Source organism: Paenibacillus sp. ATY16 (genome assembly GCF_003399985.2).
In the GTDB taxonomy this organism is placed as follows: Bacteria; Bacillota; Bacilli; order Paenibacillales; family Paenibacillaceae; genus Pristimantibacillus; species Pristimantibacillus glycanilyticus.
The window spans coordinates 99397-123653 of sequence record NZ_NMOK02000016.1; the positions used below are offsets into that span (position 1 = coordinate 99397).

Genomic DNA, 24257 nt, shown 5'->3' on the forward strand with positions numbered 1-24257 from the left:
CGCGTATGCCAAAAAGGCCGGAATTCCACCAAGGAAATCCGGCCTTTACGATTTAAAAAGTCTCACTCGTAACCGTGTTAATAACCGTAGCCGTTAAGCCCCGGGTATTGATCGAGCCCACGGCAGCCTGTTGCTGGGAGGAGGCAGAAGCCGTTACGGTAAAAGAATACGTATACGTCCCCGGGCCCGGACTGTCTACCCAGGTGAGAGCGCTAGTCGCGGATACTTGGGAGAAATCCGCCTGATTTCCCTGCTGCGTTATCGCCTCGTTATCGGCAGCAATAACGTCTGCCGGGTTTCTGGAGAGAACGCCGTTAACCGAATAGCTTTGCACTCCCGTAAAGCTCGCATTCGCAAAAGCCTCCAGCTTCACAAGCTGGTCAGCCAGTAGAACGATTGGCGTTAAGACCAGCTCTACCGTGGCCTGGTTGTTCACCAGATCGATCTGTTCGCGGCTGCCGGAGAAGCGGATAGCTGTCATGCTTAAAGGTCCGGATACGCCTGGGGCTCCCTGCGTTCCCTCTGCTCCAGCCACTCCTTGCGCCCCGGCCGGCCCCTGAACACCTTGCACGCCTTGTGCTCCTTGAGCACCTTGCGCACCTTGGGCGCCCTGGACTCCTTGCGCTCCTTGTATATCCCGCTGTATCGCTTCTCTCTGTAAACCGGTAACATCGGGGGATGCCGTTCCCTCAGCTCCTACGATATTCGCGGCCTGTATCGCCTGTACAAACGCCGGACTAGACACAATTCCGGGCAGTACGGAACGGACCGCGTTATCGAATACGGGATGCTCGATCACTTGCGGCAGCACCGTACGGACAACCCTGTCAAAAGCAGGCGTTGCGAGCACCTCAGGCAAGGCAGAGGCAATAGACCGGTTAAAACTCGGGTCGGCAATCAAAGCGGGAATGACATCTGAAGATAGTTTGCCTGGGGTTACTGCATTTCGCGCCAGCTTCGTGGCGGTTATTGCTCTGGGAGCAATCCGGCTTGCCGTAATCGGCCTCTCCAGCCTGCTGACCCGCTCCTCGATGGTAAGTCTTTTTGCTCTTGGCACTGCCTCCATCCCTCCTGCTATATGACCTGATCTGGGATCAGTCTATGGTTAACAGTGTATTGGGTAGGAACCTGTCTCGGCACGTTGTTTGTTCCTGAGGAAAGCGTCTATTTTACACCCAAGCATCAATATCATAACCGCGCTCTTCCCAATAGCCGATATGATCCTTGTCGATCAGCTCGATCCGGTTAAGCCATTTCACCGACTTGTACGCGTACATCTTCGGCACGATCAGCCGGACCGGGCCGCCGAGCTCGCTTGGGATCAGATTGCCGTCATGCAGCATCGCGACCATAATGTCGTCCATCTGCGCCTGCTCGAGGGTGAGCGCATCGGTGTATACGCCATCGCCTGAGTAGAACTTCACCGTTTTCGCGTTTGTTTTAACCCCGGCCTCCTGCAGAAACTGCTTCAGCGGAATGCCTTCCCACGTATTCTTGTACACGGACCAGCCCGTCACGCAGTGAAAATCGCTCACCTGAACCTTGCGCGTCAGCTTCACGAATTGCTCCCAGTTCCATGTCATGGGCTTATCGACCAGCCCGTCTATGGTGAAGGACCAGGTCTCATTGGAGAAGGACGGAATCGGCGTCACGGAATAGATCCGGAAGTCTCCTTTGGCTCCCCCGCCTATAGGAGGCGCGGAGGCTGGCATGGGCTGCGGCAGAGGTGCGAGCTGATTGCCATCCCTTGTCACAATCTCCTCGTAAGAGGGACTCCCGAGGCTGACGCCAAGCGTATTGACGGTCCACTTCAGAAAAGACGGTCCAACCGCAATCGCAATACCGCCTCCAACCGCCCATTTTACAAATGAACGCCGGGACAAGTACGACTGCGGACTTGCCGCGGGATGAATCGGTACGTCCACCGTTTTCTGTTCACGCTCCGTGCGCACCGTTCGCCGGTTCGGCTCCTTGAGCCATTTCGTCCTGGTAATGGAATGGTAAATAATATAAGGCAAGCCAATCCAGGTTAAGAGATCATGTACAGTCAGCGCATGGTTCGACCACCACGGCCCTACGGCGCGGAACTGCCAGAGCAGCACGCCCGAGATGAGCCATCCGACAAGCAGGCCAAGCACGACAAAAACATTAAACTTCTGCCAGCCTTTACCTCTCAGCTGCTTCCAGTGCTTGGCCGCGAGCAAGAGATAGAATACGACCGGAACAAGGGACAACAAGCCGACGATAATGTGCAGCTCCTTCAGCCACACCCTTCCTTCCCCAAGCACGCCGCGCCAGTAATTCATCACCAGCATGATCCCGGACAAAGCCAGCACGACCACAATCCAGCCGTTCCAAGCATGCAGGAGGGTAAGCTTCCGGCCAAACCCCTTGCGTACCCATTTCAGAAAATCTCCCATCCTCGTCCTCCTTTCATAAATGAGACGTCTTCTTCCCTTCGTGAACCGTGAACCAGAATCGACTGCCTTGACCGTCCGGCTGCTCGACTCCAATAGAGCCCCCGTATTGCTCCACCAGCCGTTTGGCAATCGACAGCCCAAGACCCGAACCGCCGCCTTCGCGGCTGCGGGAGCGATCCGTCCGGTAGAAGCGGTCAAAGATCCGCTCCCGCTCGCCTTCCGCAATCCCGACTCCTTCGTCGGTCACCGCTAACCGGATCACACCGCCCTCTAGCTCATCAGCCTCAATGAGGATAATGCCGCCGCGAGGCGAGTAACGAACGGCGTTCTCGATCAAATTTTGCAGGACGCGCTGGAGATGCCGGGCTTTCATGTTCACCCGCAGCGAACGCTCCGGCAGACGAACGCGAAGCTGCTGTCCCATCGCCTCAAGCTGAAGCGAGAAGCGCGGGTGCAGCTCAAGAAGCGCATCCTCCACAACAGCCGTGTGACTCCACTCTTTATCCTGCGCTCCCGCATCCAGTGTGGAAAGCTCGAACAAATCCTGAATAAGCTCGCTTAGCCGCATCGTCTCCGAACGGATCGTAGACAGATAACGACGGTATTCCGCTTCGTCTTCAAGAACCCTATCCTCCAGCGCTTCCGCATAGGATTGCATGGAAGCCAGAGGCGTACGCAGGTCATGAGCCATATTGGCCACCAGCTCCCGCTGGGCGGACTCGGCCGCGCGAACCTGCAGGAAGCTCTGCTCCAAGCTTACGCCCATCCGGTTGAATTGATCCGCCAGCTGCTTGAATTCCTTCAGGCCAGCAGGCTCCACCCTTGTCTGCAGTTCGCCGGCGGCAATGCGGGCAGCACCTTCCCCAACCCGGCGTACCGAAGCTTCAAGCGGACGAATCAGAAGGAAGAAGATAAGCCCGGATACCGTTCCCGCGCCTATCGCAGCGATACAAAGCCATATCAGCTGCTCCCGCGTGACCAGCATGTATTGGAAAAATATAAGAAGAAGCACAATAATAAATGCGATGCTAATCGTATTGGCGAGCAAGAGATAAGTTCGTAGCTTCATCCCGGACTCCCCTTGGGATCCAGCTTGTAGCCGATTCCCCATACCGTTTTGATCCAGCGCGGATCGGACGGGTTAGGCTCGATTTTCTCACGCAGGCGCCGAACATGCACGGTTACGGTTGTCGTATCGCCGTCGTAGGCAATATCCCATACCTGATTAAGCAGCTGGCTGCGCGAGAACACCTTGCCGGGATACATCGCCAGCAGATGCAGTAGATCGAATTCCTTCACCGTTAGCTCCACATCGGATTCCAGAACGGAAACCCTTCTCTCCTGCGGGTAGATCGACAGGCCTTCGAGATAAATCGCTTGACCCGATGCTTCCTCCGGAGGTTTTTCCGTATCCCATTCTCCGGAAGACAAAGCATCGCTTCTCCAGCCCGCTCGCCGCAAAATATTATGGATTCGAAGCACAAGCTCTCTTGGACTGAACGGCTTCGTCATATAATCGTCAGCGCCCATCGTGAGGCCAAGCAGCCGGTCCGCCTCCTCGCCACGGGCCGTCAGCATGATTATGGGGGTATCGTCAATCTGCCGGATGACATCGCAAACCTCAAGTCCGTCAACCTTCGGCATCATTAAATCCAGCACCAGCAGGTCAGGGCGATGTTCTTTCCATAGGCGGATCGCTTCTTCCCCATTTTCCGCTACCCGCACCTCATGGCCTTCCCGCTCCAAATACCGCCGGCACACATCCGTAATATTCCTCTCATCGTCCGCTACTATTATACTTGCTCCCATCCGCTGCCCTCCCGTCCGTGATGCTTCTATTATACGGCTTGTTTATAACGGTTACGACTGTACCGGAAGAAAGAACAACCCCCTGCCGCCGGCAGAGGGATAGCGCGCCACGAACTTTATTTGCTGTCGCTCATCGACTTGTCGTCGTTCATCATCTTGTCATCGTTCATCATCTTGTCATCGTTCATCATCTTGTCATCGTTCATCGACTTGTCGTCGCCCATCTCCGTTGCCGGCTTATTGTTCATTTTGTCCTTGTTATTGTCTGCATTGCATGCGCTTAACAGCAGCACGACTCCCAGCACGACAATTGCCCAAACTGGTTTCTTCATTGTCCATCGCTCCTTCCGAGCCTATGAGTATCATCTGGCTCTTCACGACTCCTAGCTTACCGGACAAAGCTAACCATTGAAGAACGGAGCTCTTGCAAAAGCATTATCAAATCCTTACAAAAGAATTACAGCCCACCGTCGCACTTTCTCAACACAAAAAAGGCTTTGCACCTGTATCACACAGATGCAAAGCCATTTCGTATGCGCTCAACTGACCGAGGAGTTGATCTTACCCATCTCGTCTTCCACTAAAATTGTTAATTCATCCTCGTATCCGCCCGTTATCCTGTACTTCCGGATATAGTCCTTAACGAACTTGCGCGGATCCTTTGGCTGAAAAATTCTCGTGAGTTCCTTCAGGCTTTCCTTGACCTCATTCTGGCTATGCTTCGCCATGAAATCTCCTCCCCTATACGTTGGATGGTCGTCCTAAACAACAAATCCGAGAACGGATGCGGCAGTTACGCCGCAAATTACCCCCCATTTCAGTGCAGGCAACTCCATGGTCAATGAGTCACAATGTTTGCATTTTTCTTACTATTATAACATTTCAGGCAGGATTGTAAAATAAACAAATGTTAATCTAACCCGTGCCTTCGTTCTCCCGGGGCGGCTTCGCCGGAGGCTCTTCGGCCTTTGGCGGAGCGGCTTGCGGGGGAATTGACGGAGGCGGAACGTCCATGGATGAATGGTGCGTCTCGTTCCTGTTAAACATTCGTAAATAGGCAAATACGCCAATTAGTGCAACTGCTATCCCAAATATCAAAACGACCGCGGTAATCCATCCATCGACCATGCTTCCGCCTCCTCTCTTCTTATATTTATCGGCCGAAAGCTGATTTGGTTTCAGTTTATTTGCCTATATTTTTTTCTTCCATATATAGGATATATTATATCGAACCAATAGTCCGTCAGCAACTCGGCCAAATTGACTAAATATTCGTTATCGCGACACAATCCGATAGGTTCCGCTTCCCCAAGCGATCAATCTATCTTCCTCATCCTTCACCGTTGCCTGCAGGGTAATCGTCCGTCCAATCCGGTGCACGATCTCGGCTTCGCACACCAGATTGCCGCTCTTCGCGCTCTCCAGAAAATGCGTGTTCAGGCCTGCGGTTACCGTCTTTTCCCGGCATGCGATCATGACGACCAGACCCATTGCATTATCCAGCATAGACATCAATACCCCGCCATGCACGATGCCAATCAGGTTCAAATGACGCTGCTCCGCGCGCAGCCGGATCGCCGCTTTTTCCGCATGGGCAAAGACGACCTCGCAGCCAAGCTCGCTCCAAAAAGTTCCGCTGGCAAGCTCCTCCAGCCTCGCCAAATGCCTCTCAATATCCGCCTGCTCCGCGGCAAAATCCTCCGCCACCCGCATCACCGCCTCTTTTGCGTTTATTATTGCTCCTTCTCCAGCTCTTCCATCAGCTTGCGCCTCAATACCTTGCCGATCATCGTCTTCGGAAGGGAATCCCGGAATTCGTACAGATGCGGCACCTTAAACGCGGCAAGCCGCTGCCTGCACCAGACGTCGAGCTGGGCTGCGGATACGTAGGAGCCTTTTTTAAGCACAATGAAAGCCTTCACCGTCTCGCCGCGGTACGGATCCTTCACCCCAAGGACGGAAGCTTCCATCACCGCCGGATGCTCATACAGCACCTCTTCGACCTCGCGCGGATAAATATTGAAGCCGCCCGCAATGATGACATCCTTGATCCGGTCTACAATCGTAAAAAAGCCGTCTTCGTCCATATAGCCGAGGTCGCCGGTATGCAGCCAGCCATCCCTCAGCACGATTTCGCTCTCCTCCGGATTGTTCCAGTATCCCTTCATCACCTGCGGACCGCGGATGACAAGCTCGCCAACCTCGCGAACGGGAAGCGGCTTGCCTTCCGGACTGAAGATCGCGGCTATCGTATCGGGAAAAGGCATGCCGATCGTGCCGATTTTGCGTTTGCCCCAGATCAGGTTGGCATGCGTTACCGGCGAAGCTTCCGTCAGGCCATAGCCTTCGATCAGCTTGCCGCCGGTCATTTTCTCGAACTGCTCCTGCACCTCAAGCGGCAGAGCCGCCGATCCGCTGATACAGGCCTCGATCGAGGAAAGATCGGTGCTGACTGCATTCTTATGATTAATCAAAGCCACATACATCGTTGGCGCACCCGGGAACAGCGTTGGCTGCTGCCGGCTGATGGTATCGAGCACAGTCTCGGTTTCAAAACGCGGCAGAAGCACCAGTGAGCCAGCGCGCATAATGGAAAAATTCATTAACACGGTTAAGCCGAATACGTGAAATAACGGCAGCACCGCCAGAAATCTTTCGTAGCCATCCTTCACCCTGTAGCACCAGGCCGAGGTCTGCATCGTATTGGCTACAAGGTTCCGGTGCGTCAGCATCACCCCTTTCGGTGTTCCGGTCGTACCTCCGGTATATTGAAGCTGGGCGAGATCGCTGCCGTGAATGTCGGTCAGGACGGGAAGATTAGAACTCGAGGAAATAAGCTTCTTATAAGAAACAACACCGTGACGGCCGTACGGAATATCCGCTTTGAAGCCTTCTTTGCGCTGCTTGAGCGGGTAGAGGAGATTTTTCGGAAAAGGAAGTCCGTCCTTCAGCGACGTAATGACGGCGTTCTTGAGCTGCGGAACAGCCCCCGCCGCCGGCAATTCTCCGCGCACGTTGGCCAGGCGCTCATAGAACAGGTCGACGGTAATGATCGTTGTCGCCCCGCTGTCCTTCAGCTGATGCTCCAGCTCCCGCTCCACGTAGAGCGGATTGGTCTGGACCACAACGGCGCCAATCATTAGAGTGGCGTAGTAGGAGATCACCGCCTGCGGACAGTTCGGCAGCATAATCGCCACCCGGTCGCCGCGGTTAACGCCAAGCGAGATCAGACCGTTAGCCAAGCGGCAGGTATGGTCGTACAGTTCGCGGTAGGTGAGCGATTTGCCCAGAAAATGAACGGCCTCATTCGCCGGGAATTTCTCCACGGCATTAACGAGGAACTGCGGAATGCCATGATTCGGGTAATCCAGGGAAGCCGGGATCTCCAGCGGATAATGCCGCAGCCACGGCTTCGGAATCTCTACCGGAGCCTCAGGCTCCTCCGATGTCGCGGAGGCAACGGCTTCCTCGGGAGCCGGCTCATCGCCTGGCTCGGTATCGGCGGACGGTGCCGAATCCGCTGCTGGCGATGCCTCCGGAGCCGATGCTTCGGAGGATTGCCCTGCCGCCGGAGCGGCATCGGCTGCGACAGCTTCTTCGCTCGGCTCGGTGCCAGCCGATGGAGCCGCTTCTGCCGTTGGGACAGAGGCTTCTGCTGATGGCTCAGCCGACGGAGCGATATCCACTGCGGCAGGTTCCCCGCTTGGCTCGGCCTCCGCGGATGGAGCCGCTGGCTCCGCCGCCGGAGGCTCTGCCCCTATGAACTGCGGGGCTGCGGCTTCCTCCTGCCGTGGCGATAGTGGCGGTTCGTTAGGTGCGGAATTGGGCGGCTTTTGCCGATCCTCGGGTACAAGCGGGTTTTCCGGATCTGCCTTATCCATATGGCGTTCCCCCTCCTACACAATATATTGCTCCCCGTTAATGACCCGTGCGGCAATATCCCGCTTGGCCGCAATCGTATCGAGCAGAGGACCGCGCATCAGCTTCTTCAAGACCGACAGCTGCATTTGCAGGGCATCTCCCTTCGCCAATGCCGCCAGAGCAACCTTCGCGATCGATTCGATCTTCTCCAGCGCCTCCTGCACGAACACTTCCGTCATTTGAATCGCGTTCACCGCATCCGCACCGCTTTGCGCAAGCTTCTGCGTCCGGAGCAGCGCGCTTTCGGCAGCGAACAGCTGAATCATGATATCCGAAAGCGAGCAGAGCACTTCCTGCTCCTGGTCAAGCTTTAACCCCAGCTTTTGCACGGCGAGCCCGCCGACGGCAAGAAAAGCTTTTTTCCCCTGCGATACGCGGTATACCTCCCGGCTGAGCGGCTCATCAAACGGCGGAACCGGCATCGGCTGCAGCAGCTCGGCCTGCAGGGACTGCGCTTTTTCGAGCAGCGGAAGCTCGCCTTTCATCGCTTTTTTCAGCAAGGTCCCCGGAATGAGCATCCGGTTAATCTCGTTGGTCCCTTCGAAAATCCGGTTAATCCGCGAATCCCGGTAAATACGCTCCACCTTGTATTCCTTGATATAGCCGTAGCCGCCGTGAATCTGGACGCCCTCGTCCGCGACAAAATCCAGCGTCTCCGACGCAAACACCTTGTTAATCGAGCATTCCAGCGCGTACTCGCTGATCGCTTTTGCCGCCCGCATTCCGGCATCCGGCGCATCCGCCCCAGCACCCTCCGCGCTCAGCATGGCATCAATCCAGCCCGCGGTCCGGTATACCATCGATTCCAGCACGTAGGTCCTGATATTCATATCCGCCAGCTTGGCGCCAATAAGCGGGTATGAGGAGATGGCGCGGCCGAACTGCTTGCGCGTGTTGGCGTATTTGGAAGCCAGCTCGATCGTTTCTTTGGACCCGCCAAGACAGCCCGCTCCCAGCTTGAACCGTCCGATGTTCAGGATGTTGAACGCGATTTTATGCCCTTGGCCGATCTCGCCAAGCACGTTCTCCACCGGCACCGCGACATCCTCGAAAAATAACGGGCGAGTCGACGAGCCTTTAATGCCCATCTTGTGCTCCTCCGGCCCAAGGCTGAAGCCCGGCATCCCTTTTTCCACGATAAACGCGCTGAACGCTTCCCCGTCCACCTTCGCGTACACGATAAACACATCCGCAAAGCCCGCGTTCGTAATGTACAGCTTGGAGCCGTTCAGAATATAGTGGCTGCCGTCCTCCGACAGCTTTGCCGTTGTTTTGGCGCCTAAGGCATCCGAACCGGAGGCCGGTTCCGTTAAGCAATAGGCGGCGATCAGCTCACCGGTGGCGAGCTTCGGTAAGTATTTGCGCTTCTGTGCGGCTGTTCCGAAAAAAACGATCGGCAGCGTGCCGATCCCCGTATGCGCGCCAACAGACAGCGCGAAAGAGGAGGCGCGGGCAAGCGTCTCCGACAGCAGGGTTGTGCTTACTTTGTCGAGTCCAAGGCCGCCATAGGCTTCAGGCACATCCGCTCCAAGAAGGCCTAACTCGCCTGCCTGGCGCATCAGCTTAACCGTCAGCTCATAGTCCAGCCCCTCAATCTGCTCATCCAGCGGAAAAATCTCTCCCTCCACAAACTGCCGCGCCGCATCCGCCATCATCTTCTGCTCTTCGTTGAAATCCTCCGGCGTCACCGTAGCGGACGGCAGAGCATCCTCGATTACGAAACGACCGCCAAACCGAATGTTTTCCCCCATGCTTTACGTCCCCTTTCCCTCTCGCCTTCCTGCTTCCTCCACTTGCGCTCTGTGCTACGCGTATACCTCAAACACCCCTGCAGCTCCCATGCCGCCGCCGACACACATCGTAACAACTCCGATTCCTCCGCCGCGTCTCTTCAGCTCGTGAATAAGCGATACCGACAGCTTCGTCCCCGTACAGCCAAGCGGATGACCAAGCGCAATCGCCCCGCCGTTGACGTTCACGCGGTCAGGATCGATGCCAAGCTGCTCGATAATCGGCACGCATTGGGCGGCAAAGGCCTCATTCAGCTCAAAAATATCAATATCGTCAACCGTCAGGTTAGCAGCCTTAAGCGCTTTTGGAATGGCCTCTATTGGGCCGATGCCCATCACCTCCGGCGCTACCCCTGCTACCCGGTATGCGCGGAAAGCGGCAAGAGGCGTCAGCCCAAGCTCCTTTGCCTTGGCGCGGCTCATCACCACAACCGCGGCTGCGCCGTCGCTCATCTGCGAGGAGTTGCCGGCCGTAACCGTACCTTCTCTCGCAAAAGACGGCTTCAGCGGCGCAAGTGTCTCCGGCGTCGTATCCGGGCGGACGCCTTCGTCGGTGTCGAAGGTGAAGGTGCGTTCAACCGGCCGGCCGTACTCATTCACGTCGGACCGGGTTGCCGTCACCGGTACGATCTCGTCTTTGAATCGGCCCTCCTGAATGGCGGCCGCCGCCTTGCGATGACTGGACGCGGCAAAAGCATCCTGCGCCGCGCGGGTAACGTTATAGCGGCGCGCCACTTCCTCGGCGGTGTGACCCATGCCCATGTACACCTCCGGCATAGCATCCACGATGCCCGGATGCGGAGCCAGCTTAAAGCCGGTCATCGGCACATGGCTCATGCTTTCCACGCCGCCCGCAACGAGGATGTCGGCATCGCCAAGACGTATGCGTTCAGCTGCATAAGCGATCGCCTGCAGACCCGAAGCGCAGAAACGGTTAATCGTTACGGCTGGCGTCGTAACCGGGAAGCCCGAATAGAGCGAAATAATTCGCGCCATATTCAGCCCCTGCTCGCCCTCCGGCATGGCACAGCCGATAATGACATCCTCGACGTCGGCCGCATCAAGCCCCGGAACCCGGCCAACCGCCGCGGTCAGCACGGCCCGTCCAAGGTCCTCTGCCCTCGTCTCCGCCAGACTCCCCTTCTTCGCCTTGCCCACCGCGGTTCGTACCGCGGATACGATAACGGCATCGCGGTCATGGTCCGCAAATTTGCCCGCTGCTCCCATAAAGCGCCTCCTTCTTTTTTGGCTCCGCCCGCGCCTCGTCGGGCGGGCGGAGCCTTTTGTAGTTGCTGCCTTGTAAGGTAAGACCCCGGGAGGGTCTTATCTCGTACCGATCACCAGTTAATGTGGCAGGTAAGACCCTCGCAGGGGCTTATTTGCTGCTCAACTTTTGTTTTCGAGTAACTTTTGGCTTGCTCGCGGGGGGATAAGACCCTGTGAGGGTCTTATCCCGTTCCGATCACCCGTTAACGTGGCAGGTAAGACCCTCGCAGGGGCTTATTTGCTGCTCAACCCTTGTTTTCGAGTAACTTTTGGCTTGCTCGCGGGGGCATAAGACCCTGTGAGGGTCTTATCCCGTTCCGATCACCAGTAAACTTGGCAGATAAGACCCTCGCAGGGGCTTATTTGCTGCTCAACCCTTGTTTTCGAGTAACTTTTGGCTTGCTCGCGGGGGCATAAGACCCTGTGAGGGTCTTATCCCGTTTCGATCACCAGTAAACTTGGCAGATAAGACCCTCGCAGGGGCTTATTTTGGCCTACACTAATTCCACAAGGACTTAACTTGGGATAGCCAGAAGCTACGTTGGATTGGCCCCAGTTCGATAACGCATCATTATGCTGGATAAAATCCAGTCTGAGCGGGGAGTCTGTGCCACAGGTCTACGAGTTGTGTCTATACCAATGTCCCAGAACACCGGCACATGTGCCGCCCAAGCACCCGTCCTCACCTCCCCCTCACTCCGCTTAATTCCGCAGCGGCTTGCCGGTGGAGAGCATGTGGCTCATGCGGTCCTGCGTTTTGCGCTCGCCGCAGAGGCTGAGGAATGCTTCGCATTCCAGGTCGAGCAAGTACTGCTCGCTGACCTCCGCTCCCGGCGCGGCATCGCCGCCGGCCATCACATTCGCGAGCTTATTGCCAATAAGCGCGTCATGCTTGCTGATCTGCCCACCCAGCAGCAGACCATGCACGCCCATGCGAAGCACGGCTTTGCCTTCGCGGCCAGCCACGCGGACGCGAGCCTCGGGCTGCGGCGTATAGCCCGCCCGGTCCAGCTCAAGCACCGCCCGCTTCGCTTCGGCAATCCGCGCGTCCTGCCGCATAATGACGCGGTCCTGCGGGCGCTTCAGCCCGATGCGGCCAACATCAAAGCCGCTGGTGGACGTTTTGGCCATCGCAACCGTCTCGAACAAAGCGTTCAAATGCGGCTGGATTTCGCCGCCCCCTGCCCTTGCCGCAGCCATAACGGCCGCTTCTTTCGAACCGCCGCCTGCCGGGATCAGTCCTACCCCGGTCTCCACGAGGCCGAAATACGTCTCCGGCGAGAAAATAATCTGGTCAGCCGGCAAGCAGGCCTCGACGCCTCCGCCAAGCGTCATCCGGTGAGGCGCGGCGACGACGGGACGGTCTAGTTTTTTGATCGACAGCATGCTGCTCTGGAACATCCGGATGATGTCCTCGACCTCATCCCATTCGCCGTTTTGCGCCTCCATCAAGAGAAGCAGCAGGTTCGCGCCTACGCAGAAGTTGCGCCCGTCGTTCGCGATAACAAGCCCGCGCCAATTTTTGCTGACCTCCTCGGCCGTCCGCCGTATAGCCGTCAGAATCTCGCCGCCGATGGCATTGTTCTGCGAATGGAATTCGAGACAGACCACGTCGTCGCCAAGATCGATGAGGCTTGCGTCCGAGGTGCGCAGCACCGTCCTGCCGGCTTCCTTAAGGGCAGCAAGCGAGATCTCATCCGGTGACAGCTCTTCGGCCGCGTACCCTCCGCCCCCGCTGGCGTACACGAACCGTCTGCCTTCCTGCACCTTATAAAAGCTGCCGTTCCCCTCCGCAATCCATGTCAGTACCCATTCCGGCACCGCATCGCCTTCGGCCTTCATCCGGGCTACGGACTTCTCCAAGCCAAGCGCATCCCACAGCTCGAACGGTCCAAGCTCCCAGCTGAAGCCCCATTTCATCGCTTTATCGATATCCGTGATGGAGTCGGCAATAACGCCAACCAAGGCTGCCGAATAGAGAAGCGTGCGCTTAATCGTCTGCCACGCGAACTGGGCGTATTTATGCTTCGGATCCGTGCCGATGAGCGCCCGGACCTTGCCGCCCGTGCCTTTTGCCGCCTTGGCCGCATCGATGATTGGTCCTTTCACCGAGCTACGCGGCCGGTAAGCAAGCGATTCCAAATCAAGCGATTCAATCTCGCTTCCGCCCTTCGGCCCCCTAATTTTCCGGTAAAAACCGCCGCCGCTCTTTTCGCCCAGCCGGCCCGAAGCCACCAACTGCTCTAATAGCGGAGGCCTTGCAAACGTTTCGCGTTCAGCCTCATCGGTGCTTTTCTCCCGGACGTTGTCGACAACGTGAAGCAAAGTATCGAGGCCGACCAGGTCCAACATCCGGAACGTTGCCGTCTTCGGCCGCCCCATCGCAGGCCCCGTCAGCGCATCCGCTTCCTCTACCGTTAGGCCAAACCTTAGACCCTCCTCCAGCGTCACCAGCATGCCGTACGTGCCGATCCGGTTGGCGATAAAGTTAGGCGTATCCTTCGCCACGACAACGCCTTTGCCAAGCCGTTCCTCGCATAACGCGGTCAATAGTGCCGTAACCTCGGGAGCGGTATCGCTCGTCGGAACAACCTCAACCAGCTTCATATAGCGCGGAGGGTTGAAAAAATGCGTCACCGCAAAATGCTGCCGGAAAGCGTCGCTCCTGCCCTCCACCATCTCCGCCACCGATAATCCCGATGTGTTGGAGGATACAATCGTACCCGGCCTCCACACGCTCTCCATCCGCTGGAATAGGCTTCGCTTCACATCCAGCCGCTCGACAACCGCCTCCACAATCCAATCCACCTCGGATAATCCCGCCAGATGATCCTCGAGATTACCAGCCGTAATCCGCCCGGCAAAAGACGGCTCATACAGCGGAGCAGGCTGCGCCTTCGCCATACGGGCAACGGCAGCTTGCGCAAGGCGGCTGCGCACCTGCGGGGAAGCCAGCGTCAACCCGCGTTTTTCCTCCTCCGGAAGCAAAGCCTGCGGCACGACGTCGAGCAGCAGCACGCGCATGCCGGCATTCGCCAGATGCGCGGCAATTCCCGCGCCCATAACGCCGGAGCCAATAACGGCCGCGCGCCTCACCGTACCCGTTCGATTCATCGACATTGATTAGTCCCTCCTGGGTTCTTTGGTTTTTGCTTCGAAAGCATAAGCTGTCTTTTTACCGGACCGTTAAGCCGTCTCCTTGCCGAACACGCTTGCCGCAAGCAGCTCCGCTACATCGCGCGCCGCCGTCCGTTCGTCGGCCTCCAGAAGCTTCAGCCCGTCTTCCATCATCGTCAGGCAATACGGGCAGGCCGAGCCGATGACCGTAGGCCGTACTTCCAGCGCTTGCGATACTCTGGCGCGGTTAACGCGTACGCCGCTTTGCTCCTCCATCCACATCAGGCCGCCGCCCGCTCCGCAGCACATGCCGTTCTCACGGTTCCTCGCCATCTCTTCGATCTCGATGCCCGGAATCGCCTTCAGCACCTCGCGCGGTGCATCGTAGATGCCGTTATAACGTCCGAGATAGCAGGAATCATGGTAGGTGACGCGTTCTTTGACGAGATGCTCGGGCGTTAACCGCCCATCCTTCAGCAACCGGGCAAGCAGCTCCGTATGATGCTCGATCCTGACGTCCGACGGAAGCCCGAAGTCCGGATACTCCTTGCGGAAGGTGTTAAGCGTATGCGGGCAGGCCGTTACAATACGCGTTATCCCGTAACGGACGATGGTCTCGATATTTTCACGGCACAGCTCCTGGAAAAGCAGCTCGTTGCCAATCCTGCGCGGGGTATCACCCGAATTCCGCTCCTCTGCCCCAAGCGTGGCAAACGACACTCCCGCCTGGTCGAGGAGCCGCACGAGATCGTACAGCACCTTCCGGCTTCGCGTATCGTATGAGCCCATGGAACCTGCCCACAGCAGAAAATGCGGCTTTGGCGCTCCCGCACGCTTGATCTCCTGCATCGTCTTCACCCGGACGCCGGTACGGCTCTCGCACTCGTCGATCCAAGCGGCGCGCTCGGCTCTCGGAAGTCCCCATGGATTGCTTTGGCGCTCGATATTTTGCAGCGCGCGCTGACCGTCGGATGGCAGGCGCCCTTCCATCAGCACGAGATAACGACGCATATCGATGATTTTATCGACATGCTCGTTGCCAACCGGGCACATCTCCTCGCAGTTGCGGCAGGTCGTGCATGCCCACAGCTCCTCCTCGCTCATGACGTCGCCGATCAGCTCCAGCTCATCCGGCTTGGTTCCTTCCCGAGCATTCCAAGCCTGCTTCTGCGCCGTCATGGTCGGAATAATGGAGGTTACGCTTCCTTCCGGACTGTCTTCCCAGGACGGGATCAGCGCGCCCATTACATGCGCCCCTGCCGCATGCCCGCCCATAAAGGATGGAACCCAAGGCGACTTGGACGTAATGGCGGCGCCTTTTTCCGTAAGATGATCCCGGAGCTTTGTCATGAGATGCATCGGCGACAGCAGCTTGCCGGTATTCGAAGCCGGGCAGACATTCGTGCAGCGTCCGCATTCCACGCAGGCGTACAGGTCGAGCAGCTGCTTTTGCGTAAAATGCTCGATTTTGCCCGCGCCAAAATACTCCGCGTCCTCATCCTCCAGATTAAGCGGCGCCAGCCGGCCTACCGGCGCATTGCGCCCAAGCCATAAATTCACGGGAGCCGTCAGCAGGTGAAAATGCTTCGACTGCGGCACGTACACAAGGAAAGAGAGCAGCACCAAAAGATGCAGCCACCAGAACAGCTCATAACCAGCTTCCGACGCAATGCTGCCTGCAGGCACGCCAAGCTTCCCGATCCAGTCCGCAAGCACGGAAGAAACAGGCGCGAAACGACCAGCTACGGCATGCGGATCCCCAGACAGCCGCTCGAAGGAAAGCGTCAGCAGGACGGTCAGCATCAAGCCGCCGATAAACCACAGGACAAGCGAAGGCTTCCAGCCGCGCTTCAGCCTTGGCAGCTGCTCGATATACCGGCGGAAAGCCCCGTACAGAACCGCGAGCAGGACAAGCGAGACCGTCAGCTCCTGCGACCAGGCGAACTGGCCGTAGAAGGGAAACGGAATCGGGTGACCGCTGAGTTTTTTCCAGATGATGTCCGCCGCTCCAAACTGCAAAATGATAAAACCGTAAAAATAAATGAAATGCATGACGCCGCTCCGGATATCCCGCAGCAGCTTGCTGTGCCCGAGCACCTGTCCCGCTACCGAGGGACGTCCCGCTAATTCCCTCCGCTCATCCGATGGCATCGCCTCGTGGGCAGCCGCCCGGCCAAGCTTGATATAGCCCACCCTGCGCAAGACGACCGTAACAAAAGCGAATGCGGCAAGCCCCAATACCGCCGCGAACAAAATCCACCTGATTGCAGCTGTCGCCACATCTGCCGACCACCATTCCAGCAATGGCCACGCCCCCTTTTGCAGCCCTCGATTCGGACAAGCTTTTTAGCGTTGTGACAAGTTGAAACGGCTGCTCCTTCCCGTGGCGGGAGAGCGCGTTTCAATCCGAAGAATTTCAAGCCATGTTTACAAGAGAAACTTATAAACGCTTGGAATTCAAGGTGAAACGGCTTCGCCGGCCTTTAGGAAGGGCAGCATTTTCAAAAAAACCGCGGTGCTCCAGTATATGAGCCCGAAAGCATGAACATGCCGCCCCTTTCGCCGGTGCGGACGGTCTATTTGGCCGAGTTGACTCATATCGTAGCACTGATGGAAAGCGGTTTAGCCGAGCCTTGCAGCCGGCCCTGGCCATGCTGCGGAGAGTGGTGCGAGCCGGGCGAAAATGGAGCATGAACTATAGTCTGAGGAGGTTGCTGCAGTGCTGAACATTGTCGTTCTACTCAAGCAGACATTTGATACGGAAGAAAAAATTATCGTAAAGGATGGCGCCGTCGCGGAAGCGGACGCCAAGCTCGTCATTAATCCTTATGACGAATATGCCCTCGAGGAGGCGCTGCGCCAGCGCGAGGCGCATGGCGGCGAGGTACGGGTTGTCTCCTGCGGCGGCGACCGCTCGGAGGAAGCGCTGCGGACCGCGCTTGCGATGGGCGCGGATGAGGCTATCCGGCTCGACGCGGCTACCGTGGAGAGCGGCGACAGCTTCGCGCTGGCCGCTGCGCTCGCGAAGGTTATCGAGCCGCTTAAGCCGGATCTGCTGCTGGCGGGCTTGTTCGCCGTCGACAGCGGCTCCGGGAGCGTAGCGTTCCAGGTCGCGGAGCGGCTTGGTCTGCCGCATGCGTCATCAGCGGTGAAGGTTGGCATTGCAGGGCCGGATGAAGCGAAGGCATCCGGCGAGCTGCCGCCGGGCGCAGCGTCGGCGGCGAGGTTTGCTGTCGTGGAGCGCGATGTCGAGGGCGACACGGAGACGGTTGTGATCCCGCTGCCAGCGCTGATCACCGCGCAGCAAGGGCTGAACGAGCCGCGGTATCCGTCGCTGCCGGGCATTATGAAGGCGAAGCGGAAGCCGCTCGCCCGGGTGTCGGCAGCCGCAGGCGGCGAGGAAGAAGGCGCGCGGACATCGCGCCTGGCGCTTTTTCCGCCGGCGCCGCGCGCAGCCGGCCGGCGCCTCGCCGGGTCGCCCGGCGAGCAGGCGGCGGAGCTTGTCCGCCTGCTGCAGGCGGAAAGCCAGCTGCCGCAGTGAGGCAGCCGAACGGCGTTAAGCGTTAAGGCGGTTAAGGGGAGCGCTGCCTTAGATGTGGGCAGCACAGGTTTAAGATCCCTGGTGGACCTTAAACCTGTGCGCAACCCACGTGGAGACTTAGGACTCCGTTGTGCCACTCAACTATCTTATTTAGCTGGTTAAGAGCCCTTAGGACCTTTACCTTATGCGTACACACCTACCAACATGGCCGCCTTTTGCTCGTTTGCCAATTGTTAAGGTCCCTAAGGGGCCTTAACGAGCCACACAACTAGTTTATTTAGCTGCTTAAGAGCCCTCAGGGACCTTAACTTTATGCCCCACCAACTTGGCGGCTTTTTGGCTCGTTCGCCGATTGTTAAGGTCCCTAAGGGGCCCTAACGAGTCAAACAGAACGCTTATTTAGTTGGTTAAGAGCCCTCAGGGCTCTTAGCTGTATGCGTACCCGCCAACTTGGCCGCTTTTTTGCTCGTTCGCCGATTGTTAAGGTCCCTAAGAAGCCTTAACTTGCCACACAGCTAGCTTATTCTTCTAGTTAAGAGCCCTCAGGGCTCTTAACCTTATGCGTACCCACCAACTTGGCCGCCTTTTTGCTCGTTCGCTGATTGTTAAGGCCCCCTATGGGACCTTAACGCGCCAAGTAACTAAATTATCTGGCAGATTAAGTGCCCTAAAGGCTCTTAACTTCTCTCAGCTCCTAATCTTGAAAAGTATCTAATAAGGCCCTATCAGGGTCTTATCGAAGTATTTCATCTACTTAATAGTTTGGATAAGACCCTGCCGGGGCCTTATCGTAACCGTAAAAGCCAGAAAACCATTGAAAAGCTCTGACGGCAACAGAAATAAGACCCTATGAGGGTCTTATCCTATGCAATCGCAACTCAACCTATTGCAATAAAGCCCTCTCAGGGTCTTATTGCCTCCTCAACGACCAAGCAGAAAGTTACTTCAGCAACTTAGGAGATAAAATTTCATTTGCAGCCTCGACCTGCAACAAAGGAGGAAATAAGATGGGAAGAACGATACTCGTGTTCGCCGAATGCCGGGACGGCAAGCTGCGCCGCGTAGCGCTTGAAGCGCTTGGCGCCGCGCGACGGCTTGCCGGTGCGGACGGCTCGGTCCATGCCGTCCTCGCGGCTCCCGGCGGCGAGGACGATGAAGCAGCCGCGCTCGCTGCGCGAGGGGCGGACGTCGTCCATGTCGCGGACGACCCGGCCCTTCGCGCTTTCGCGCCAGAGGCGTACATCGCCGCCTTGCGCGCAGCTATAGAGGCGGTAAGGCCGGACGCGCTGCTGCTCGGCCATACCGCCGTGGGGCGCGAGCTCGCGCCCCGCGTGGCCGCGGCGATCGGCGCCGGCCACGTCGCAGACGTGACCGCCATCGACGAAACCGATGGCGTGTTCACGCGGCCGCTCTACGCCGGCAAGGCGTTCGAGCGGCGCAGCTTTACCCCGGGCCGGCCGTGGGTCGTCACGGTCCGCCCGAACAACTTCGAGCCGGCCGAGACCCTGCCGGCCGGCGAGACCCAAGGCACCGTGCAGGCGCTGCCGTTCACGGTGCCGCCAATCCTGACCGCGGTACGCTCGCTTGTGCGCCGCGCCGGCGGTCAAATCGATCTCGCCGAGGCCGACGTGGTCGTCTCCGGCGGCAGAGGCGTGCGCAGCTCGGCCGGCTTCGAGCCGCTGCAAGAGCTCGCCGGCGTGCTCGGCGGCGCGGTTGGCGCCTCGCGCGGCGCTTGCGATGCCGGCTACTGCGGCTATGCCCTGCAGATCGGCCAGACCGGCAAGGTCGTGACGCCGCAGCTCTATATTGCCTGCGGCATTAGCGGTGCCATCCAGCATCTTGCCGGCATGAGCCAATCGCGCGTCATTATCGCGATCAACAAAGACCCCGACGCGCCAATCTTCAGCATTGCGGACTACGGCATCGTCGGTGACCTGTTCGAGGTTGTTCCGCTATTAACGGAGGAGTTCCGCAGAACGCAATCCGGTTAACTTAATGGTTCTAAGCATTAACCAGGCTAATCATTGGGACGGTTAATCCTCTTGGTCTTGCTCCCCCTAACGAAACTACAGATTCTTATTTCGTCAAAAAGAAGCCCAGCGCAATTCTAACGAAACTACATATCGCTATTGCGGCTAATTAGCCCTCTAAACCATTCAAAATCACCAAATAGCGATACCAGGTTTCGTTAGATTCCGCAAACTGCTTAAATCGGGCCAATAACGTTACCAAGTTTCGTTAGCACAGTTTACCGTGATATTTTGAGACTGTTATCCGGGTTTCCGGGGTTCCCGGGTTCTACGCTCCCGGCTCCCGGAGCTTACCTGGCTTCCAGGCATCCGAACTTCCGAACTTTCCGGGGCTCCCGCCCCCTCGACCTGCTTTTTCTGTCCGGGCTGTGCTTGCTAGACCAGGCTACCGCCCTTACCCAGTCACCCGGCGTGCACCGCCGGCAACCAAAAAAGGGACTATCCCCGCGAGGGGATAGTCCCTTTCAATCATTTCAATGCAAAATCCGGGCGGATCTCCCGGACGCAGTCCGGAGATTCGTAAGCCTCATCGTTCACCGCGTTGGTGACCGGGTAAGCTCTCATGCGGTAGCTGTCCATCGGCTCCAGATGCTTGCGCAGCGAGCGGAAGTCCGAGATGCGGGGATTGAGCCAATCCTCCATCCCCTCTTCGTCCATAATGACCGGCACGTTAGGCTGCCATTGCGACATCGTCCCGGTTGCCGGAGCGGTAATCATCGTAAAAGCGCGCACCTCTTGCCCACTGTAATTCCGCCATACGTCGAAGAAGCCGGCAATCCCGAACACTCTGCGGTTCGGCACCACGATATGCATCGCCCGCGAATCCTTCTCCTTCTGTCCCTTCTGCCAGCCGAAAAATCCGCTGCATGGCACAACGCAGCGCTGCTTGCGCAGCATCCGCTCGAGAAAAGGCTTATTCGACAGCATCGAGCTGTCCGCGTTAACGGAATCTTTTGCCCAGAACGGGAACAGTCCCCATCTAGCGTCATGCATCGTCCGGAGTCCCCAGCGATCGTTCATCACGATGGACACCGTCTGCGTCGGCGCTACATTAAACCGGTTCGTGTAGCAGTTAATCAACTGCTCCACCTTAAAAGCCTCAATCATATCTCCAACATCCGCGGTAATGGAATAACGTTCAATCATGTGCAATAACCCCCAGCGCTTTTTAACCACAATAGACATAATGTCAGTTGAAAAACTGACATTCGATTTGGCGATAAAACCTACCCATAAACGAGGTCGCTCATCTTCGAGAAGCCTCTACAGAGGTTTTCTCACCAAGTATTCTCAAAAGCGCAGGATGATTATGCGTTCCTTTCCATTAATTCGTGAATCGTTTGCGGAATTTAAGCGGCGGCATGCCGGTCTGCGCTGCAAAAAGCCTGGAAAAATGCGGCGTCTGACGGAATCCCGTCTCCTCCGCCACTCTCGCGATCGGCCAGTCCGTCTTGATCAGCAGCAGCTTCGCCTGGTCGAGACGGTAATACAGCAAATATTGCTGCGGCGTGCAGCCGAACACCTCGGTCATGCAGCGGGTAATGTAGTTCGTATGCAGCTGAAGCGCTTCGCTCAGCATCGTATTCGTAATGACGCTGCGGTAATTCATTTTCAAATAAGCGGCAGCGCGTTCCGCAACCGATACCCCGGCCTTCGCCGCATCCGAGCGCCAGCCCTCGTCAAGCATCTGCAGCAAATGGAGAAAACGCTGCTGGCGTTCCCAGAAGGCGCCATGCGAGGAGCTTTGCGCCGCTTCATGCAGCTGGGAGAACAGAAGCTTCGCTTCGTCCGGGAACGATAAATGCATTTTTTTCGGCAGGCGAATGGCATACGTGTAATAATCCCCGCGCAGCGAGCCTTGGCTTGCCTCCGTTTCCTCCCAAGCTCCAACCGTCTGGAAATGCACCCAGTCAAAAACGGTCTCCTCTTGGCAAGGCTTAAAAGAGTGATGCCAACGATCCGGCCGCAATATAAGCACATCCCCGGCTTGAAGGGTCCAACGGTTGCCCTCCTCCGCGATATAGAGCGCCCCCTGCTGAACGAACAGCAGATCAAATACGCCCAGATTCGTCCGGTTCGGATGCTCTTCCCCCGCTTGATAGGTTCTCCGATTCGATTCTATGAAAAACGGCAGCGGCGGCGACCGAAAGGTCAGCAGCAATTCCTCCGACACAATAAACCTCTCCTTGTTGTCTCAATGGTGTGTATGTATGCAAAAACTTCATAAAAGCTATTGCCATGTTACCGAAATCATAGGCATTTGTCTACAAACTTCGACAGATCCCGTCTATGAAAAAAAAGCCCTATTCTTCTAATAGAAGAATAGGGCTTTCCGGTTGCATCATAATAGCTTCGGCCGATTCCTCAACCGGGCTCAGGCATTCTCCGAGAAACGGGCAGCGGCGGCCACGGACCCTTTCGATTTGCGCAGCCGACTTGTCGCAGGCGATGCTTCCGGCATAAAGCTTACCGCCAGATTCATATAATCCAGCGACTTTTCAAGCGACTTCTTATCGGGATACACGATAAGCGGATTGCCGCTTAAGACGGACAACACTTCAATCCGATATGGCAGCCGCCCAAAGGCGCTTGAGCAAAAAACCGCCGTCAGATGCTGGAACAAAGCGATGATCTCTTCTTCCTCGTCAACGATGTATTTGCGCACGATGTAATCGGACATCTCAGGAGCTCCTCCAGCTTATAATCCTCAATTACCGTCCTCTTTGCCGCAGCTTCCACAGCCGGCCGCCTCCCTGGAACTTCATCGCTCTATTTAACAGCAGGCACTGATCCGGCAATCAGCCAGCCAGCCGCCTTGCACTCGATCATCTGATCCTTGGACGGATCGAATTCAACCTTCAGGCCAGGCAGCACCAGCTCCGCGCCAATCTCCTTCAGCTTCGCTTCAATCGTATCCACCGCCCCGCAGAAGATCGGGTACAAAGAATCCCCGGAGCCAAATACAACGGCCTTGCGTCCGCTTAAATCCAGATTGCTTAACGCTTCGTAAAAATCTATGAATTCATCGGGCAGCTCGCCGTCTCCCCAAGTATAGGCGCCAATCGCAATGCCCTCATACTGGTCCATCTCGGAAGCATCCGCATCATATGCATCCCTTACGACAACCTCCGCGCCTGCTTCCCTTGCGCCGGCGGCAATGGCTTCCGCCATCTCCTTTCGTATTTCCCGTCAAACTTGCATACGCCACAATGACCTTCATGAAGACCTCCTGAATAATGTGCGAAAAATGCAGCTACTCTCCTAAGAAGGAATATCAGCCCCGTTTAGATATCTAAATATTGAATGCCTTGAAATAAGGTCGCCATGTACAATCTGCCATCCCGCAGCTCTACGTCCGTTACCGGAAAGCCAAGCTTTACGGACAAAAGCGCGAACCGGTTCTGAATCATGCTGAGCCGGAACAGACCATGATCCGTGCACAAGTAGGTATCAATGCCAATCGATACAACGGAGAAAATAAACTTGCCGCTGAAGCGGACCCGATCGAACAGGCCCTTTTTATCCCCGACCAGCAGCTCTCCCTTCTCGCTTGCTCCAATCAGATGCCCCCGGAATACCGAAAGGCTTGTGACTGCCCGGTTCAGCTCGAACTCGGCCCATTCGTCCATAAACCGGTCATACAGCGCAATTCCGCTCTCATGGCCAACAACGAGATATTGGGGAAGGTTCATGAAGTCGAATACCTTTTTGCCCGGGCAGGCAAACTTTTGCCATTCGCCTCGCACTTCCGACCACAGCCCGTATTCGGTCGCCGCATAGCCGGTTCCGCCCAGGATGCGGTATTGGGAGCATGGGACTGCAAGTCCCGTGTCCACCCACTCCTCGTCCTCGTACAGGAATAACCCTTCGCTCGTGCAAGCATGCAAAATACCGCTCTGCAGCTGAAGCCGGTTCACGCTTGCCTGAGGCGGCAGCCCCGCCGCCAGCTTCGTCCACTCTCCGAACTCGTCAATCTCGTATACGCCGTAACCGACCGACGCGGCTATGATCGAATCTTGGCTGACCCGCACCGACGAAAAAGGGAACAGCATCCAGTTCCACGGCTTGCCTTCGTGACTGATCTGATCCGCCGTATTCCCCGGCTGACCATTCTGATTAAACCGACTTTCCTTCACATTTTTCAGCTCCAATGCTATGTAAGGCCTGCCCGCGCAGGCTTACTTGTTGTGTTCTTTCCGTTCATCTGCCTTATGAATGATGATGGACTCGACCTGCCACGGCTTCGATTCCCGTTCTTCGCTCTCCGTCTGACGGACCGGATGTATTTGCTTTTTCTTCTTCAAGACCATTTCATACAACAAACCCAACGTTAGAACCTCCCTTTGCACGAAGCCCGGACCTC

At 56.9% G+C, this 24257-nt stretch carries 21 protein-coding genes and 1 pseudogene; 3 read left to right on the forward strand and 19 right to left on the reverse strand.

Annotated elements, in window-relative coordinates:
• Positions 1 to 52: 52 nt before the first annotated feature.
• The 13 genes from CFI03_RS10640 to CFI03_RS10700 form a co-directional block, all read right to left on the reverse strand.
• The gene (locus CFI03_RS10640; RefSeq protein ID WP_248757384.1) at positions 53 to 1057 is read right to left on the reverse strand and encodes a hypothetical protein; all 1005 of its coding nucleotides are present in this window, start codon (positions 1055 to 1057) and stop codon (positions 53 to 55) included.
• A 112-nt stretch (positions 1058 to 1169) separates the two neighbouring features.
• Positions 1170 to 2420, reverse strand: coding sequence for a molybdopterin-dependent oxidoreductase (locus tag CFI03_RS10645; protein ID WP_132311161.1), 1251 nt, complete (start codon positions 2418 to 2420; stop codon positions 1170 to 1172).
• Positions 2421 to 2433: 13 nt separating this feature from the next.
• Complete coding sequence (locus CFI03_RS10650; RefSeq protein ID WP_248757385.1) at positions 2434 to 3489, reverse strand: sensor histidine kinase; 1056 nt, start codon at positions 3487 to 3489, stop codon at positions 2434 to 2436.
• The gene (locus CFI03_RS10655) at positions 3486 to 4229 is read right to left on the reverse strand and encodes a response regulator transcription factor (RefSeq protein ID WP_248757386.1); all 744 of its coding nucleotides are present in this window, start codon (positions 4227 to 4229) and stop codon (positions 3486 to 3488) included. The genes CFI03_RS10650 and CFI03_RS10655 overlap by 4 nt, the downstream gene beginning before the upstream one ends.
• A gap of 116 nt (positions 4230 to 4345) precedes the next feature.
• On the reverse strand, positions 4346 to 4561 hold the full coding sequence (locus CFI03_RS10660; RefSeq protein ID WP_248757387.1) for a hypothetical protein: 216 nt from the start codon (positions 4559 to 4561) through the stop codon (positions 4346 to 4348).
• Between the two features lie 207 nt (positions 4562 to 4768).
• Positions 4769 to 4957: a hypothetical protein gene (locus tag CFI03_RS10665; protein ID WP_012772497.1), complete on the reverse strand. Its 189-nt coding sequence runs from the start codon at positions 4955 to 4957 to the stop codon at positions 4769 to 4771.
• A 187-nt stretch (positions 4958 to 5144) separates the two neighbouring features.
• Positions 5145 to 5357 carry a hypothetical protein gene (locus CFI03_RS10670; protein ID WP_127495929.1) on the reverse strand — a complete coding sequence of 71 codons (213 nt, stop codon included), beginning with the start codon at positions 5355 to 5357 and terminating at the stop codon, positions 5145 to 5147.
• Positions 5358 to 5504: 147 nt separating this feature from the next.
• Complete coding sequence (locus tag CFI03_RS10675) at positions 5505 to 5936, reverse strand: PaaI family thioesterase (RefSeq protein ID WP_248757388.1); 432 nt, start codon at positions 5934 to 5936, stop codon at positions 5505 to 5507.
• A 26-nt stretch (positions 5937 to 5962) separates the two neighbouring features.
• The gene (locus CFI03_RS10680) at positions 5963 to 7648 is read right to left on the reverse strand and encodes a long-chain-fatty-acid--CoA ligase (protein ID WP_248757434.1); all 1686 of its coding nucleotides are present in this window, start codon (positions 7646 to 7648) and stop codon (positions 5963 to 5965) included.
• Positions 7649 to 8125: 477 nt separating this feature from the next.
• A complete protein-coding gene (locus CFI03_RS10685; RefSeq protein ID WP_248757389.1) occupies positions 8126 to 9901 on the reverse strand; it encodes an acyl-CoA dehydrogenase family protein in 1776 nt (591 codons plus the stop codon).
• Between the two features lie 54 nt (positions 9902 to 9955).
• On the reverse strand, positions 9956 to 11167 hold the full coding sequence (locus CFI03_RS10690) for an acetyl-CoA C-acyltransferase (RefSeq protein ID WP_248757390.1): 1212 nt from the start codon (positions 11165 to 11167) through the stop codon (positions 9956 to 9958).
• Positions 11168 to 11908: 741 nt separating this feature from the next.
• Entirely contained in the window at positions 11909 to 14326 is a 2418-nt protein-coding gene (locus CFI03_RS10695; RefSeq protein WP_248757391.1) for a 3-hydroxyacyl-CoA dehydrogenase/enoyl-CoA hydratase family protein, read from the reverse strand.
• A 66-nt stretch (positions 14327 to 14392) separates the two neighbouring features.
• Positions 14393 to 16627, reverse strand: a complete 2235-nt coding sequence (locus CFI03_RS10700) for a (Fe-S)-binding protein (protein WP_248757392.1) — start codon at positions 16625 to 16627, stop codon at positions 14393 to 14395.
• 237 nt (positions 16628 to 16864) lie between these two features.
• Between CFI03_RS10700 and CFI03_RS10705 the strand changes: the two genes are divergently transcribed.
• The 3 genes from CFI03_RS10705 to CFI03_RS10715 all read left to right on the forward strand — a co-directional run bounded on the left by CFI03_RS10705 (position 16865) and on the right by CFI03_RS10715 (position 19855).
• Positions 16865 to 17017 carry a hypothetical protein gene (locus CFI03_RS10705; RefSeq protein WP_248757393.1) on the forward strand — a complete coding sequence of 51 codons (153 nt, stop codon included), beginning with the start codon at positions 16865 to 16867 and terminating at the stop codon, positions 17015 to 17017.
• A 28-nt stretch (positions 17018 to 17045) separates the two neighbouring features.
• The gene (locus CFI03_RS10710) at positions 17046 to 17864 is read left to right on the forward strand and encodes an electron transfer flavoprotein subunit beta/FixA family protein (RefSeq protein ID WP_248757435.1); all 819 of its coding nucleotides are present in this window, start codon (positions 17046 to 17048) and stop codon (positions 17862 to 17864) included.
• Positions 17865 to 18871: 1007 nt separating this feature from the next.
• Positions 18872 to 19855, forward strand: coding sequence for an electron transfer flavoprotein subunit alpha/FixB family protein (locus tag CFI03_RS10715; protein WP_248757394.1), 984 nt, complete (start codon positions 18872 to 18874; stop codon positions 19853 to 19855).
• Between the two features lie 507 nt (positions 19856 to 20362).
• On the opposite strand, the gene CFI03_RS10720 is transcribed toward CFI03_RS10715, so the two are convergent.
• From CFI03_RS10720 to CFI03_RS10745, 6 genes and pseudogenes are all read right to left on the reverse strand, one after another.
• A complete protein-coding gene (locus tag CFI03_RS10720; RefSeq protein WP_127498839.1) occupies positions 20363 to 21040 on the reverse strand; it encodes an SOS response-associated peptidase in 678 nt (225 codons plus the stop codon).
• A 178-nt stretch (positions 21041 to 21218) separates the two neighbouring features.
• Positions 21219 to 22067 carry a helix-turn-helix transcriptional regulator gene (locus tag CFI03_RS10725; protein WP_127498841.1) on the reverse strand — a complete coding sequence of 283 codons (849 nt, stop codon included), beginning with the start codon at positions 22065 to 22067 and terminating at the stop codon, positions 21219 to 21221.
• 201 nt (positions 22068 to 22268) lie between these two features.
• Complete coding sequence (locus CFI03_RS10730) at positions 22269 to 22574, reverse strand: hypothetical protein (RefSeq protein WP_248757395.1); 306 nt, start codon at positions 22572 to 22574, stop codon at positions 22269 to 22271.
• Positions 22575 to 22663: 89 nt separating this feature from the next.
• A pseudogene (locus tag CFI03_RS10735) lies at positions 22664 to 23114 on the reverse strand (flavodoxin).
• A gap of 64 nt (positions 23115 to 23178) precedes the next feature.
• Positions 23179 to 24030 (reverse strand): hypothetical protein, encoded by an 852-nt coding sequence (locus CFI03_RS10740; protein WP_248757396.1) that lies wholly within the window; start codon positions 24028 to 24030, stop codon positions 23179 to 23181.
• 42 nt (positions 24031 to 24072) lie between these two features.
• Positions 24073 to 24222, reverse strand: a complete 150-nt coding sequence (locus CFI03_RS10745) for a hypothetical protein (protein ID WP_248757397.1) — start codon at positions 24220 to 24222, stop codon at positions 24073 to 24075.
• Between the last annotated feature and the right edge of the window lie 35 nt (positions 24223 to 24257).

Bases quoted from the DNA above. Each gene is read 5' to 3' on its own strand.
- CFI03_RS10685 (WP_248757389.1), bottom strand. From the start codon at position 9,901: ATGGGGGAAAACATTCGGTTTGGCGGTCGTTTCGTAATCGAGGATGCT.
- CFI03_RS10645 (WP_132311161.1), bottom strand. From the start codon at position 2,420: ATGGGAGATTTTCTGAAATGGGTACGCAAGGGGTTTGGCCGGAAGCTT.
- CFI03_RS10665 (WP_012772497.1), bottom strand. From the start codon at position 4,957: ATGGCGAAGCATAGCCAGAATGAGGTCAAGGAAAGCCTGAAGGAACTC.
- CFI03_RS10730 (WP_248757395.1), bottom strand. From the start codon at position 22,574: ATGTCCGATTACATCGTGCGCAAATACATCGTTGACGAGGAAGAAGAG.
- CFI03_RS10670 (WP_127495929.1), bottom strand. From the start codon at position 5,357: ATGGTCGATGGATGGATTACCGCGGTCGTTTTGATATTTGGGATAGCA.
- CFI03_RS10695 (WP_248757391.1), bottom strand. From the start codon at position 14,326: ATGTCGATGAATCGAACGGGTACGGTGAGGCGCGCGGCCGTTATTGGC.
- CFI03_RS10690 (WP_248757390.1), bottom strand. From the start codon at position 11,167: ATGGGAGCAGCGGGCAAATTTGCGGACCATGACCGCGATGCCGTTATC.
- CFI03_RS10655 (WP_248757386.1), bottom strand. From the start codon at position 4,229: ATGGGAGCAAGTATAATAGTAGCGGACGATGAGAGGAATATTACGGAT.
- CFI03_RS10720 (WP_127498839.1), bottom strand. From the start codon at position 21,040: ATGATTGAACGTTATTCCATTACCGCGGATGTTGGAGATATGATTGAG.
- CFI03_RS10705 (WP_248757393.1), top strand. From the start codon at position 16,865: ATGAACATGCCGCCCCTTTCGCCGGTGCGGACGGTCTATTTGGCCGAG.
- CFI03_RS10650 (WP_248757385.1), bottom strand. From the start codon at position 3,489: ATGAAGCTACGAACTTATCTCTTGCTCGCCAATACGATTAGCATCGCA.
- CFI03_RS10660 (WP_248757387.1), bottom strand. From the start codon at position 4,561: ATGAAGAAACCAGTTTGGGCAATTGTCGTGCTGGGAGTCGTGCTGCTG.
- CFI03_RS10715 (WP_248757394.1), top strand. From the start codon at position 18,872: ATGGGAAGAACGATACTCGTGTTCGCCGAATGCCGGGACGGCAAGCTG.